The sequence below is a fragment of the Marinobacter shengliensis genome (assembly GCF_003007715.1).
Lineage (GTDB): Bacteria > Pseudomonadota > Gammaproteobacteria > Pseudomonadales > Oleiphilaceae > Marinobacter > Marinobacter shengliensis.
In genome coordinates this window covers 356,173-370,866 of the sequence record NZ_PXNO01000023.1, presented here as the reverse complement: position 1 = coordinate 370,866, position 14,694 = coordinate 356,173, and the positions used below count along the sequence as shown (strand labels likewise).

The 14,694-nt window shown below is 57.2% G+C and carries 14 protein-coding genes; 8 read left to right on the top strand and 6 right to left on the bottom strand.

Annotated features, from left to right (window positions below):
• Positions 1-21 precede the first annotated feature (21 nt).
• Complete coding sequence (locus tag C7H10_RS11005; protein WP_106694908.1) at positions 22-261, bottom strand: TIGR02647 family protein; 240 nt, start codon at positions 259-261, stop codon at positions 22-24.
• Positions 262-444: 183 nt separating this feature from the next.
• On the opposite strand from C7H10_RS11005, the gene C7H10_RS11000 reads away from it, so the two are divergent.
• From C7H10_RS11000 to C7H10_RS10985, 4 genes are all read left to right on the top strand, one after another.
• Positions 445-1,800, top strand: coding sequence for a dicarboxylate/amino acid:cation symporter (locus C7H10_RS11000; RefSeq protein ID WP_106694907.1), 1,356 nt, complete (start codon positions 445-447; stop codon positions 1,798-1,800).
• Between the two features lie 129 nt (positions 1,801-1,929).
• Positions 1,930-2,643 carry a lytic transglycosylase domain-containing protein gene (locus tag C7H10_RS10995; protein WP_106695173.1) on the top strand — a complete coding sequence of 238 codons (714 nt, stop codon included), beginning with the start codon at positions 1,930-1,932 and terminating at the stop codon, positions 2,641-2,643.
• On the top strand, positions 2,643-3,431 hold the full coding sequence (locus C7H10_RS10990; RefSeq protein ID WP_106694906.1) for a spermidine synthase: 789 nt from the start codon (positions 2,643-2,645) through the stop codon (positions 3,429-3,431). Before C7H10_RS10995 ends, C7H10_RS10990 begins: the two co-directional genes overlap by 1 nt.
• The gene (locus C7H10_RS10985) at positions 3,428-4,123 is read left to right on the top strand and encodes a pseudouridine synthase (RefSeq protein ID WP_106694905.1); all 696 of its coding nucleotides are present in this window, start codon (positions 3,428-3,430) and stop codon (positions 4,121-4,123) included. The genes C7H10_RS10990 and C7H10_RS10985 overlap by 4 nt, the downstream gene beginning before the upstream one ends.
• 17 nt (positions 4,124-4,140) lie before the next feature.
• On the opposite strand, the gene efpL is transcribed toward C7H10_RS10985, so the two are convergent.
• The 4 genes from efpL to C7H10_RS10965 form a co-directional block, all read right to left on the bottom strand.
• Positions 4,141-4,707 carry an elongation factor P-like protein EfpL gene (efpL, locus tag C7H10_RS10980; RefSeq protein ID WP_058092192.1) on the bottom strand — a complete coding sequence of 189 codons (567 nt, stop codon included), beginning with the start codon at positions 4,705-4,707 and terminating at the stop codon, positions 4,141-4,143.
• Between the two features lie 74 nt (positions 4,708-4,781).
• Complete coding sequence (locus tag C7H10_RS10975) at positions 4,782-5,279, bottom strand: acyl-CoA thioesterase (RefSeq protein ID WP_072678156.1); 498 nt, start codon at positions 5,277-5,279, stop codon at positions 4,782-4,784.
• 107 nt (positions 5,280-5,386) lie between these two features.
• Positions 5,387-6,085, bottom strand: coding sequence for a crotonase/enoyl-CoA hydratase family protein (locus tag C7H10_RS10970; RefSeq protein ID WP_072676583.1), 699 nt, complete (start codon positions 6,083-6,085; stop codon positions 5,387-5,389).
• 129 nt (positions 6,086-6,214) lie between these two features.
• Positions 6,215-6,592 (bottom strand): hypothetical protein, encoded by a 378-nt coding sequence (locus tag C7H10_RS10965; RefSeq protein WP_106694904.1) that lies wholly within the window; start codon positions 6,590-6,592, stop codon positions 6,215-6,217.
• Between the two features lie 318 nt (positions 6,593-6,910).
• On the opposite strand from C7H10_RS10965, the gene C7H10_RS10960 reads away from it, so the two are divergent.
• Both C7H10_RS10960 and C7H10_RS10955 read left to right on the top strand, forming a co-directional pair.
• A complete protein-coding gene (locus tag C7H10_RS10960) occupies positions 6,911-7,849 on the top strand; it encodes a sensor domain-containing diguanylate cyclase (RefSeq protein ID WP_106694903.1) in 939 nt (312 codons plus the stop codon).
• 346 nt (positions 7,850-8,195) lie between these two features.
• Positions 8,196-12,725: a DUF2272 domain-containing protein gene (locus tag C7H10_RS10955; RefSeq protein WP_167392897.1), complete on the top strand. Its 4,530-nt coding sequence runs from the start codon at positions 8,196-8,198 to the stop codon at positions 12,723-12,725.
• Here the strand turns inward: C7H10_RS10955 and C7H10_RS10950 are convergent.
• Complete coding sequence (locus C7H10_RS10950) at positions 12,722-13,489, bottom strand: helix-turn-helix domain-containing protein (protein WP_106694901.1); 768 nt, start codon at positions 13,487-13,489, stop codon at positions 12,722-12,724. The genes C7H10_RS10955 and C7H10_RS10950 overlap by 4 nt on opposite strands.
• Before the next feature lie 154 nt (positions 13,490-13,643).
• Between C7H10_RS10950 and C7H10_RS10945 the strand changes: the two genes are divergently transcribed.
• Positions 13,644-13,913 (top strand): YiaA/YiaB family inner membrane protein, encoded by a 270-nt coding sequence (locus C7H10_RS10945; RefSeq protein ID WP_058092198.1) that lies wholly within the window; start codon positions 13,644-13,646, stop codon positions 13,911-13,913.
• A gap of 4 nt (positions 13,914-13,917) precedes the next feature.
• Positions 13,918-14,622, top strand: coding sequence for a PspA/IM30 family protein (locus C7H10_RS10940; protein WP_106694900.1), 705 nt, complete (start codon positions 13,918-13,920; stop codon positions 14,620-14,622).
• The last annotated feature ends 72 nt before the right edge of the window (positions 14,623-14,694 follow it).

The following is a 14,694-nucleotide window of genomic DNA, read 5'->3' as shown; positions in this document are numbered from 1 at the left end:
TCCGCTAACCAACCATTACAGTCAGGCGCTCGTCAACATCGACTGCAATTTCTGGGTAAACTCAACGGCCTCGCAGCCCAAAGGGGTCAGATAACCCCCGTCTTTCTGGCTGATCAGACCTTTTGCAAACAGTGACTCTGCCGCTCGAACCGTTTCAGGCGCCGCCGTATGGGCATGCACCTTGATACCCTCCTGAGTAGAAATCGAGGGAAATTGCAGCAACAGGTTCAGCTCAGCAAGATGGTTCGGAGAGAACGGCATAAAAGCTCCTTATCGTTCGAATTATCTGCAGTTTAGCTTAAATACCGGAGCGCCATGGCGGAATTAAGAAGAAATTGATCCAGGTGCATATTTTCCCTGAATATCCTATTGTTACGTTCACCACTTCATTATTTTAATTGCACAAAGCTGGCACTGGCTGATCGCAACACGGACATGTTGACCATGGATAACACGAACGGCCAGCAGGCCGACTACTACCCCCGCCCCCTGCGTCACCTGAGCGTCTACCTGGCCACACTGGTTAAAGGCAGGCTCTGGCTCAAGGTGCTGATTGGCATGGGGCTGGGCCTTGTGGTGGGCACCCTGCTCGGCCCCTCTGTTGGACTGGTCGAGCCGGAAACCGGCACGCTGATCGGCAACTGGCTGGCCTTTCCCGGGCAACTGTTCCTCGCCACCATCCAGATGATTGTGATACCGCTAGTGATAGCCTCGGTGGTAAGAGGCCTGGCCGCCAGCGACAACCTGGAACAACTGCGCAAGATGGGCGTCCGGGTTACCCTGTTCTTTGTCATCACGACAGCGATTGCAGCGACCATTGGCCTCTGGGTGGGCGGCCTTGTTAACCCGGGCGATCTGATGACCGGCCTGACGGCACCGCCTGTCGATGCTGTGCCGGTTGCCGCCGACATCCCCGGTCTGGATGCAATCCCCCAGACTCTCATTGGCCTGCTGCCCGGCAACCCGCTCGATGCCATGGTGGAAGGGCAGATGCTGCAGGTGGTTATTTTCTCTATCATCATCGGCGTTGCACTGGTCAGTATGTCGGGGGACAAGGCCAAGCCGATGCTGGACCTGCTCGACTCCCTGCAACAAATCTGCATGACGGTGGTTCGCTGGGCGATGCGCCTGGCGCCCTATGCAGTCTTCGGATTGATGGCACAACTGACCACCACGCTCGGGTTCCGTGCGATGCTGGGCATGGCCTCCTACGTTGCCACGGTACTGCTTGGCCTGGCCATTTTGATGGTTTTCTACCTCGCCCTTCTCAAGCTCCTCGCAGGGGTGCGGCCACTTCAATTCCTGAAAGACACCCGCGATGTGTTGCTGCTGGCCTTTTCAACCTCCAGCTCCGCCGCCGTCATGCCACTGTCTATTCGCACCGCGGAAGACAAACTGGGTGTGCGGCCTTCCGTTTCCCAGTTTGTCATTCCCCTGGGTGCCACCATCAACATGAACGGTACGGCGCTCTACCAGGCCGTGGCCACAGTGTTTCTGGCCCAGGTTTATGGCATTGATCTGAGCGTTGGCAGCATGGCGCTGGTGGTAGCCATGGCCGTAGGTGCATCCATCGGTTCGCCCGCTACACCGGGGGTCGGTATTGTCATACTCGCCATGGTGCTTCAATCAGTGGGCGTGCCGCCCGCAGGTATTGCCTTGATTATGGGCGTGGACCGGATACTGGATATGTGCCGCACCGCCATCAACGTGACCGGTGATCTGGTCGCTTGCCGGCTGATGGAAAACTGGTCGGGCAAACGATTACCAGACCAACCCGAACCGGTGCCCGATGAGGCCTGAGGCCCACAGTAAGTTTGTGACCCCATGAACAATCGGTATCATCAAGGCACGAAACTCCTACACTTACAGGGGCATCTACCGCGATAATATCGGCAGATTGACATGCAGAATAAACGTACCGGGTCTTTGATGAATTTAAGCGGTATCTCCCTACTGGCCAGAATAACGGTCGCCCTTCTCACCGGATTCGTTCTGGCGACCGGCATCGCCCATGCCGACAGCATCCAGCGCATTGTCCATCCGGATGGCCGGGTAGAATTCACCAACGTGAAAAGCCCGAGCCAGCCCCGGGCTTCAACCCGCAACGAAACCGTGTACCGCTACACCGATGAGCACGGTGTGGTCGCGTACAGCAGCCAACGGCCCAGCACAGAAGACGTCGAGGTTATCCGGTTTCACTGCTACGCCTGCGACCCGGGTTCCAAAGTGGACTGGCACAAAACCCCTCTGTTCGTGAGTCCGTTCCGGGATGAAATCCTGACAGCCGCTCAAGAGTTCGATGTCGACCCGGCTCTGGTTCGGGCGGTCATTCATGCCGAATCTGCGTTCAACCCGAAGGCCGTGTCGCCGGTCGGCGCCCAGGGCCTGATGCAGTTGATGCCCGGCACCGCAGATGAACTGGGCGTGAGAGACCCATTTGCCATTGAAGACAATATACGTGGTGGGGTCGATTACCTTGCCCGCATGCTCAAACGCTTCAATGGCGATGTCCGGCTGGCAACCGCCGCTTACAACGCCGGCCCTGGCGCCGTCGGGCGCTTCAATGGCATCCCACCCTACGCGGAAACCAAGGCCTACGTCGAACGGGTCGGCATTCTGCACCAACGCTACGCCAGCAACTGATGGGCACGATTATCAAGCGCCCTGAAATCAAGGGCGATATCGTGCATGTGGCAAGCGACCCCCATGGCAACATCCTGGTGATCGATGACCGCAAGCACCGGATTCTGAGCTTTGATTCGGTGTTTGAGCAAAGCAAGATCTTGCGCGCATCCCCCAACGTGCCAGTGCATGAATACAACCGCGCCATGCTGCTGCCAATCGCTTTTGCCTCACCCAGCAGGGTAACGGTGCTGGGCCTGGGTGGTGGCGTACTGGCCCATGGTCTGTTCACGCTGCTTCCGGACAGCATCATTGATGTGTATGAACTTCGGCGAAAGGTTGCGGAAATCGCAAAGGACTGGTTTGCACTACCCGAATCAGAACGGCTAAGGGTGCATATTGCCGACGCCCGCCTGGCCGTCGACCAGCTACCCGAAGCCAGCACCGATATGATCCTGACGGACCTGTACAGTGCTGACCGTATGAGCCCGGCGCAAAGCCAGCGGCAGTTTATCAAAGCCTGCAGCCGGGCATTATCCTCTACCGGCTGGCTGGTTCTTAACTACCACCGAATGCCGGAACCAGATGGCAATCTGCTGCGGGAACTCAAGCGCCAGTTCCCGTTACTTCTGGTGTTCAAGAGCAGGACCAACAATTGGGTGATCTACGGGCGCAAACAGGACTTTGACCCCTGGTCCATCGACAAATCCCGGCTGAACGCCCTGGAAGAGCGCCTGCCCATTGGCTGGCGGAAACTGATCAAGAAGCTGAGCCGGCTGGTGCCGGCCGTTACGCCAAGCGAGCCATGAAGCTCTCCCGTATTATCAGCAACCAGAACGGTGTCAGTCGTCGCCATGCAAGACAGCTTCTGGCTTCTGGCCGGGTGAGCGTGGACGGCCAGAGGTGTCAGGACGGCGCAGAGGAGGTTTCCCGGTTTCAGGAAGTCAGAATTGACCAGAACATCATCCAGCAAGCCGAACCCGCTTATTACCTGATGCTCCACAAACCCGCCGGCTACCTAAGCGCCACTCAGGATGACCAACACCCGACCGTCATGGAACTGATTGCGCCGGAAATACGGGAGCACTTGCACATCGGCGGCCGCCTGGACCGGGCCAGCACCGGGCTTCTTATTCTGAGCAGTGACGGGCTATGGTCCCGCCGGCTCACCGAGCCTGCCATCAAACTACCGAAAACCTACCGGGTCACAACCGCGTCACCCATCAGCCCTGAAACGGCCACGCGCTTTGCCGAGGGCATCTGGTTTGAATACGAACAGCTGACAACGTCCCCTGCCCGGTTGGAGCAACTGAATGACCGCGAGGCTCGGGTAACCATCTTTGAGGGGCGGTATCACCAGGTAAAGCGCATGTTCCACGCGGTCGGCAATCGGATCACATCACTGCACAGGGAAAGCATGGGCAGCCTGGTACTGGACCCGGACCTTCCAGTTGGTGGGTATCGTCACCTCAGCGGCGACGAAATCAGCTCCGTCGGCTGACGGAGCTGATCAAAACATCAGGCGCGGCTGAGGAACTTACGCTCTTCCACGTTCACCTTGATGCGATCACCGGTAGAGATGTGCTCAGGCACCTGAACCACCAGGCCGGTGGTCAGGCGGGCTGGCTTGGTGCGAGCCGTTGCCGAACCGCCCTTGATAGACGGGTCGGTTTCTTCAATGGTGAGCTCAACGGTCGGCGGCAGATCAATGGCCACCGGCGTTTCACTGACCAGAATCGCCATCACGCCCTGGGTATCCTCGGTGATGAACAACAGCTCGTCTTCAATGGCGCTTTTATTCAGCATGTACTGGGTGAAGTCTTCGTTATCCATGAACACGTACTCGTCGCCATCGGCGTAGGAGAACATGACCGGACGACGCACCAAATCCGCCAGATTCAGCATGTCAGAGTCTTTAAAGGTCTCATCCAGCTTCTGGTTAGTCACTACATCGTACATGCGCATGCGGTACAAGCTGCCGCCAGCACGGCCCTGAGGTACCGAGCGCTCGATATCCTTCACAAAATAGACGCGTCCGTCGTATTCAACGGCCTGGTTCTTCTTGATCTCACTCGCTTTAGGCATAACATCCGATTCCGATAAAAAGGGTTTTCTGTGGCGCTGATATACCATGACTGGAATCAATAAGCGATAGTCTCTCAGCCATTTGCTTTTGAAAGCGCGTCTCGCGTTCTCAGCCGCCCTTCCCGGCGAATTTCGGCTTTCTCGTAACGACGAATCTGGTCTTTCGTTTCCGGAATCACCGGTGGCACCTCAACAGGCCGATCGTTCTTGTCCAGGGCCACAAAGGTGAAAAATGCGGAAAGGATGTGGCGGGTCTCACCGGTATAGCTGTTCTCGGCCTCTACACGGGCACCAATCTCCATCGACGAGCCCCAGCTGCGGTTCAGAGACAGATTGAATAGCAGTGTGTCATTCCCCTTGGCAGGGGCCCGGAAGTGGATGGAATCCACCGCAGCAGTCACGCAAACATGGGCCGAATGGCGCTCTGCCACCACCAGAGCCAGGCGATCACACTTGGCCATGATCATGCCGCCAAACACTGTGTTGTGTGAGTTCATATCGTTGGGGAAAACCTTGTACACATGCTTGTCGATGGCGGATGCCGCCACCGGCTTACCCGGCTTTTCAGACATTTCACTCGCCCCCTCTCGTGTTTACCCACAAACTCTGCGAAACCTCTTCTGGTCTGGCTGTTCAGAATCAAACCTGCCAGCCAGTTCCAGAAAGAGGTGGGCTCGGGTTAACCCATCAGATCAAAGTGAGCAGCGTCCTGTTCGATGCAACGGTCCAGCAGCGCCAGGTAATCGCCTTTCACCTTCAGCTTGGTTTGCTTATGCGCATTCAGGTTGAGCTGCTTCATCTGAGTTGCAACCGCTACCGCTCGCTCCATCAGCTGCTCCGGAGCCACCACCTCATCCAGGAAACCCGCCGCAACGGCGCCTTCCGGGTTAAAGATCTCGGCATTCACCACCGAACGGTAGAAATACGGCGCCGGCATACGGTGGCGGGCGATCTCGATACCAGCGTGGTGCATGGTCATACCGATAGCCACTTCGTTCAGGCCCAGCTTGAAACCGCCCTCTACGCCAATGCGGTAATCCACAGACAACAGGATAAACGCACCCTTGGCGATGGCATGGCCACTGCAAGCACCAATCACCGGGAGCGGGAACGCCGCCAGGCGACGGGTCAGGGTTGAGCCCACCTTCACCAGCGCCATTGCTTCTTTCGGGCCTTTCTGCATTTCTTTAAGGTCGTAGCCGCCGGAGAACATACCCGGCTGGCCAGTCAGAATCACAATGGCCTTGTCTTGCTCGGCCTGGTCCAGAGCGGCATTCAGCCCGGCAAACACGTCGTGGCTCAAGGCATTGGCTTTGCCGTTGTTCAGGCTGATGGTGGCAATGCCGTCGTTCAGTTCGTAGCTTACGAGTTCAGTCACCTGTGCATCCTCATCTACTGCGTTTTATTAAAGTGAGTGTTTGTTAACATCAGAATCCCAAGATTGTGGGCGATCTGGGGCATCAGGTAAAGCCCTGATCATCGCCATGCCACCGCCGCGCACCAACGGTCATGGCCGAACAATACCGCCCTGGGGCACCAGGCAATTCATCATCGAGATAGAGACATCCCGGAACATCGCCTCGGAGGTCACCCGGTCCGGGAAGTTGTCGTACACAGCCCGGCGGCAGGTGGACGTTCGGGATTGCGCACGCTTCTCGCAATCGTTAACTGCGTCACTGCCGGCAGGCTGCCCTATCGCCTGCGCGCAAACCTCCGGAATCTGGGTAATTGCCCAGTCCACCACGTCACTGCTTTTGGCAGGGTTAGCCTGAAGATTGGCAAAGCGGGCGGGATCGGTCGGATCAGAGGATTCCTGAGTCTGGCCCCAGAACACGTAGACGAGGGCAACAGACACCATGGCAACCGTAACAATGGGGAACTTCATTAACGCTTTCCGTTTATGCGGCGACAACGCCGGGTGATAGACATGCAGGCAGCCTACCCCAAGCGGCTTCGTCATGCATCACCCAAGGTTACGCACAGAATCTGTGGATAACTTTGTGCGTAGCGCAAGGATAGCCGGCCTGAGCCCAATAGAACCGGGGGTTCAAGCAATATGGCCGCAAAATGACCGGGTCATAATTTATCCACCGAAGAGTAGCTTCCCTCCAGACGCCAATGCCCTATACTGCGACGTATCCCATACTCTCAAATCCATCCACCGAAGACTCCACCCCGAGTAGCCAAGCCTGGAGGTACGGTCGTGAAAAACAAACCTGAAGAACTGGCCGCCGACAGCTCGGTCTACAAAACCCTGCTGGAGTCTACCAGGGCCATTCCCTGGAAGATCGACTGGAAAACCATGAAGTTTGCCTATATCGGTCCCCAGATCGAGGCTCTGCTGGGCTGGACACCGCAAAGCTGGCAGAGCGTAGAAGATTGGGCCACCCGCATGCACCCGGACGACCAGGGCTGGGTCGTGGATTTCTGTGTCGCTCAATCCAAGTCAGGCATTGATCACGAAGCTGACTATCGGGCACTGCACAAAGATGGTCACTACGTCTGGATTCGGGATGTGGTGCATGTTTCCCGCGATGAGAATGGAGAGGTCGAAGCGTTGATCGGTTTCATGTTCGACATCAGCGAGCGCAAGAAAACCGAAGAAAAAGTCGTGGCCTTGCAAAAAAAGCTCGAGGAATATTCATTCCAGGACGGCCTCACCGGCGTAGCGAATCGCCGAATGTTTGATTCATTCATGGACGAGGCCTGGCATAGTGCCCTGAGAAATCATCAACCTCTCTCGGTGCTGCTTTTGGATATCGATAACTTCAAGCAATACAACGATCTTCATGGTCACTTGCAAGGGGATGAGTGCCTTAAACGTATAGCCAAAGTGCTCATGGGTGCTGCAACGCGTTCTAAGGACTTTGTTGCCCGTTTTGGTGGCGAGGAGTTTGTCATCGTTCTGCCGGAAACCAATCCTGCGGCAGCACTGAAAGTTGCCGAGCGGTGCCACCAACATCTCCTGCGAGAACAGATTGCCCATGGGAACAATAGCGCAAGCCAGCTGGTCACGCTAAGCATCGGCGTCGGCACAATCACACCGGCCCGAAATGATTCACTCAATGACTTTCTGGAGCTTGTGGATCAGCGCCTGTACGAGGCGAAACACCAAGGCAGGAACCGCATCGTGGCAGCCTGAAGCCACCACTCCACCGAAAAGTCATGTAGGCCATGACGACACAACGTATTTTCCGACAGGGAATCGTTACAAAAAAATCCCGGTTCAACGTTTACAAATTCCAAGTCCAACACAACACTTGCCACTGAAGTCGTCAACCAGCAGCTGTAATCTGGTTGTTTTTTTGTACGGAAAGCCATGCATCCACGGTCACCTTGCTTCGATATCTGGCCGTATGCTGAGGAACTGAACGACAAGGTTGTCTTGCCGCAGGGAAACGTCCAGCGGCACCGGTTGTATTGTCTGCATCGCCCGCCCGGCAAGGGGCCCACCCACCAGGATGCACAATCAACCGAAAGGACACATCATGCCCAATCAACTGTGGTTAAGGATTGAACCCGAAAAGGCCATCAACAGCGCAGACGCTGAATCTCTACAGGTCCGTGTCAGCTACGAGATCTCGATCCAGACCGAAGACAAGCAGAATGATAGTCATCCTGCCAGCGACATTATCAGACTCGATCGCCATGCCAGTGCAGAAAGCAAACTCGAACCCGTCCTCCTGAGCAAGCCCATCCACGCGCGACTGGAAAGCCGACAGGGCCCGGAGCTGGCAGACCTGGGCGAGATTGATACCGGGCCCGGCAAGAAGGGGGAGCCCGTCACCCTCGTCATTCCTGCAGAGTCCCTGAAGCATGCCCTTGAGCGCAACAACCCGGAGCAGCAACCGGTGCTGGAACGATCCGGCCGTTTTGTCACGCTTGGCCAGGTCGACCGCAGGTTCGATGACTATTCACTGAGTGTCGATCTGATCGATACCGAGGCAAAATATCAGGCGATTTCCAGTCTGCTGGCACAAAACGCTGACAACGGCACCAACGCCCGTTCAGCCGAAGTGGCTCTGGATACCCACACGGCTGGCCATCTCGGGGCATTGTCACTGACAGGCGCAGATCTCAAATTCGATGGCAGTTTTCATATAAAGCGTCCCTTCAACGTCGGCACCGAAGCCAATGGCTGGATCTGGGTGTTGAACGGGCCAAAGTTGATTGTCGGTTACCAGTCCGACGGCTCCGTTTATACCCCTTTGCGGGACCTCCGCATTATGCTGCCCTGGCAAGATCCGGTGAGCGATGGCCAGGAGCACGGTAAGGGTTCGTGCTGCAATAATGGTCATCCGCCCCTGAACATGGACGAAGACAGCCTGCTGAACGATCCGGACCTGTTCAGCGACGACCCCGGCTCATTTTGTCGGCCTTTCAGCAACCCGGCCCGCATTCTGGGCGAACGCCGTTTCCAGACCGTCTTCCGGGTGGAGCAGCCTGAGATCGAATCCACCTCCAACACAAAACCGGATTACCGGGGATTGATCGCACCCAGGGATGCCAATGAGTTCCGAATGATGTCCACCGCCATGGTGGCCAGCGAACAACCGGACAGTGAGGCCGCCGGCGTTAGCCGGGCCAGGTTCGCCATTGACACTGCCAGCCTGCAGCGTTTCCTGCCCAAAAACCCCGGCGTATTCATGCCGCCCATTAAAGCCATTGATTTCCTGCCACTGCCCAAACTCCCCTGGCTGAACAAGCGGCAACCTGTGAGCGCCCGAAACCCCATCGACTGGGACGGCGACACCACCAAATATCAGGCTCTTTCCGTGGCGGGTGGCCACATCATGGAATGGCGAGTGCAGTGGCGATCCAACGGCTATTCCCTGGGCGATGTGGCGCATACCCTTACCCTGGCACCACGGCAAACCCGCCGGATTGTGAAACTGGATTGGCGACGCCGCGAAGCGAGCATCCGGCGCGAGACCAGCCAGTTTGCGGAAGAGGTTTCCCAAAGCACGTTCAGCGACCGGGATTACCACAACGCCGTTCGATCCAACCTGAACGAATGGAGCAAGGGCGGCAGCAGTTCCAAAACCACCGGTGTGGCAGGTGGCATCGGGTTTGCGCTCGGCCCGGTGGTGATTGGTGGTGGTGCCGCCCACGGCCGGGCCAGCTCCAGCAGCTGGCAACGGGGTGGCCGCAGCGTGTCGGCGGCAGAGGAACAAAGCCTGAGAGACGCCATCCGCCAGTTCGGTGATTCCTTGCGCCAATACGAATCCACAGTGGTGAACGAAGTCAGTCAGGACGAATCGATTGAAGGCGTTTCGGAGGTGGTCCGCAACCCCAACTACTGCCACTCCCTGACCGTCATTTACCATGAGATTCTCCGACATATCCGCGTAGACACTGTACTCGCCGGCGTGCGCGAATGCCTGTTTGTACCCTTCGCGATTCGGCCGTTTACCTTTTCCCGTGTGATTCGCTGGCGCGATGTGTTCGAGCGCTACCTGCAAAAGCGCGACCTGCGTTGGGCCTTGAAATACACCGAAGACATTCAGAACCACTGGCAGGGCTCCGATGTTCCAGCCGGCCCCCGCAAGGCCCAACCCCTGGAAAGCCTGACCGGAACCATTTACATCAAACTGGGCATTGAGCGCCCGCGAGACGAGGTGGTATCGGATCAGATCGACGACCAGCTAAGCGAGGAAGGCGCTGTCGGCGAGAAAATCACCACCCGTGTCTGGCAGGCCTACGCCAATATCCTCCCCATACCGGTGGGCCAGATTGTGGCCCGTATCCGTGGCTTCTCTGCCTCCCAGCGGGATGCCTATTTTCAGCGGGAAATCGCACCGGCGATGGCACGGCGATGGGTTGACCGACTGCGCCTGGACAGCCAGAACGGCGAACTCGAAGGCACCGATTTTACCCTAGTGGGCGAATACCGGTTCAACCGCACGGTGCGAGTTGATTTCAACGTGCCATCGGAGGCCCTGGCCGGGAACAAACGGGAGGACATCGCCAAGCTGATTCTGTCCGCCACCGAGCACCTACCCAAAGGTTCCGTGGCAAACGTGACCAGTGCGAACATTCATTTTCACACCAGCCATTACGAGCGGCGTGTCAGCTCACCACGGGGTACGGATGACCTGATCTCCCCTCCCGCCTGGGATGACAACGAAACCGATCGCCCGGCCCCGAGCGAGAGCGCCACGCTGTCTTTCCGGCCGTCTAACTGGGAAGAGCAGAATATGCGGCTGGAAGCCGAGAAAGCAAACCGCAAGTTACTGGAGCACATTAACGACAACCTGCACTACTACCATAAGGTGATCTGGTGGACCATGGACAGGGACGAGCTGTACATGCTCCTGGACGGCTTCGCCATATCCCCCAGCGATGGTCGCTCGATCGCCTCCGTGGTTGAACGTGAACCCATTGCCATCATGGGCAACACACTGGTGTTCAAGGTGGCTGCTGGCGCGTTCCTGGGCATCAACGGCCATGAAAGCTATGAAGATGCCTTCCGCTACTACAAGGGCGAAGGCGCGCCGGCGATGCCCATGCGAATCAGCCTGCCTACCGATGGCCTGTACGCGCAGGCCATCATGGACGAGTGCAACGCCTGTGAAGAGCATGAAGGCTCAACCGACTGGGTGCTGAAAGATGAAGACCCGGCCCTGGCCGACTTCCCGGGCAACTTCTTTGATTCTCGCCGCAGCCAACCGCAAGACATGACCCCCACCAACATGCCGGATTCCATCATTAACCTGCAGAATGCGCCTGCCGCACCAGCCCCTCAGGGATTTGGCGACATTCTTGGAGCCGTGGCAAACAGCAACGCCTTCCGCGACATGGCTGGCCTTGAGGGCACCCAGAAGAACGCTTTGGGTGCGCTGAATTCGGCGGCCAACCTGGCCGGTCAGTTCGGCGGCTTTGCATTACAGACCCGACTGGCGGAACTGCAGGCAGAAAAGGACGCAGGCGCAAACTTTGACAAGAAACGCGCCGCCATAGACCGCGCCGTTGAAAAGGGTTCCATGTCAAAACAGGATGGCGAAGCGGCTTTGCGCAAACAGGCAGAGCAAATGGGGCAAAAAGCCGCCGATGGCGTCTCTGACCGCGCCAAATCCATTGTTGAGCAATTCGGTAAAGATCGGGATGTGTCGGTCACCGAGCAAGACGCTGGGGGCATTCGCACAGTGAGTGTGGGCAAGGGTTTGCAGCTCGCATCGTTCCGGCCAGATGCTGACGTTGAAGCCCTCGAACGGTCTCTGGCGAATCAAAAGATTATTGAGCGCTATAACCGCGGCACCGCCTGGAAACGGGACATTGTTGCCAACGCGGAAGCGGAGGAAACTGCCTGGACCAACGACGACGGGACCAAGAAGCAAGAAGGTACTGAATTGGCGAAGCTCCAGGATTACTTCGGAGCTATTAGCCAGTGGGCCGTGGATCAGTTCGCGGAGGACTCGCGAGACAATGAAGCCGCCTGGAGTGCCGCGTTTATTTCCTACGTCGTCAAGAACGCCGGCGTAAAGCCCAGCCATGGGTTCAGTCCCAGCATCCGGCACATGACCTACATTGTAGAGGCACTGGTGAACCGAAAGAACCGGGATCTGGACAGGCCGTTCTGGCTTTACAAAGCAGAAGACCTGTCACCTCAGGTCGGCGACATCCTCTGCAAGCCCTGGAACGAGACCCCTTGCGCCAATCTCACATTGGCCGGGCTGGAGAGCCAGTTCATCGAAAAGAAAGCCAGCGGCGAATACGCCATCAAAGGAACGCCAACCGGGCATTCCCACACCGATGTGGTCGTCCGGCGTTTCTCCGATGACGGGACCGATTACATCGAAACCCTTGGTGGCAACACCCGTGATCTGTCTGGCGTAGCTCACACCGTTGGCCGCCGACGTTGGCGCCTCAGTGCGAATGGCCGGGTAGACGCGTGTGTCGATCGCAATAACGAGGTAATCGAAGACTGCCCGCCATTTGCGTTCATCCGGATTGTACACCCGACAACGCAGCAACTGCTCGACGCAGCCGCCGATGAGGAGGGAGGAGTCAGTGTCTAATTCCGTGTAACACCGGGATACGCCTTCCTCGCCTCTGGCCGCCGGAGGCTTGCGAAGGCGTCAATTTCCCACGGCCGCATGGCCATCAGCAAGCTGACTCCGAAACGCTGTTCTAATGGCAGAGCCAGGTCTTCCTCATGGCAATGACGAAACTCAAGGGCCAGGCGTTTCAGTTTCTGTTGCACGGATTCGTTCGATTGGGGCGACAGCATACCGCTTACAAAAAGCCGCATCTCACCCGGCTGGTGGAATCGACATTTCAGGAAATCCTGCTGAACTTCCGTTTCAAAAAACCGCTGGATTGGCCCCCGGGGTTGCCAGGCGAAGTCGTGGCTGACCAGTAATTTGATTCGGTTACCGGGCAACAACTCCACCAGTCCCATGCGATCAAGCCGGGCCAGATAGCGGATTAACTCCGGCTCCTCTATCTGATAGTTCTGGAGTATCTCGCCAAACTGCCAGCGGTTCATGGCACACACCGCCACCAGCAACAGGCGCAGGTCAGACACCAGCTCCCGTTCCTGTTCTTCGCTCAGCTGTTCAACCCGGGGCTCGGGGGCCAGCTTGCGGACCAGATCGGTGATCTCCATCCCCATCAGTCCACATACCTGGTCCAGGCGCTTCAAGGAGAACTGACGATCTGAAAACAACCGTTTCACACTCGCCTCTGACAACGCCAGCGCCTGTGCCACATCCTGGTAGGTCAGCCCGTGTGCCCTGAGTTGGCGTTTCAATTCACTGACAATTGCGCTGGTTTGCGCCATAACCGTCCCCTTTCTTACCAGCCACTCAGCCAAACGTATCAATATACAATACCCAATGTATAGGGCAGTACTACCTTTATAGAAAACCTCGCCCGCCCTCCCTGGTTCACGCACAGTGGAGCCGTTCCAACAACAACGTCATCAGGAGTTAATCATGGACAGCGAACTCAAAAGCAATTCCGCCGGGTGGGTATTCTTTGTGAAGGTTTCCTTTGCTATCGCGCTTTTTGCGGCCGCCGCCGGCGTGGTGTTGGCACCGGTGGATCTGGTGCTCAAAGGCTACATGGCCATCAGCGCCCTGTTTCTTGTCAGCACCACCATCACGCTTTCAAAAACCATCCGCGACGAACACGAGCACCAGCGCATCGTCAACCGCATCTCCGAGGCACGCACCCATCAACTGCTGAAAGAATACGGGGAGTAACACCATGAGCATCTGGCGCAAACTGGACACCCTGTTCCGGGCATCGGCCCAGGAGCCGGTAGCAAAACTGGTGGATGCCAATGGTATCCGGATATTCGAACAGGAGCTGCGCGATGCAGAACAGGCCATCGCCCGCTCCAAGCGGGAACTCGCCTGCCTGATGGCGGAAAAAACCCGGCTGGCCAGGGACAACGAACACCTGAGGGCCACCATCGATAAACGGGAGCATCAGGTAACCGAAGCGCTGGAGAAGAACGAGGAAGAGCTGGCGCTGGAGCTGGCCAACCTGATCGCCGAAGATGAACCACTTCTTGAGCGCCAGCAACAGCAGCACGACAAACTGCAGCAGCAGGAAAACCGGTTGCGCAAACAGCTGCGGGACTCTGGCCGGGCGCTCAAGCATTTCCACAGTGAACTCCGGCTGGCCAGGGCCAACCGCCACGCAGAGCAGGTTAACCGCCAACTCCGCGGACACGCACGGGGGCTGAGCAGTCACATGGAAGACCTCAATCAATCCGTTTCCCGCATTCAGGCAAGACAGGCCGAAGCGGAAGATATCGAGGCGGCGTTGACAGAGCTGGACCGGGAACAGGAGGACGAAACCCTGGACTCGAAACTGAAAGCCGCCGGCATCAGCAATGGAAAGAGCAGTGGCGAACAGGTTCTCGCGAGGATTCGTTCGCGGTCCTCTGCAAACGCCAAAGGATGACCTCACCTCGTCACCGACAAGAACCCTATAAGCAGAAGCTCATCACTTCTGCTTATAGCTAACCTTCAATAA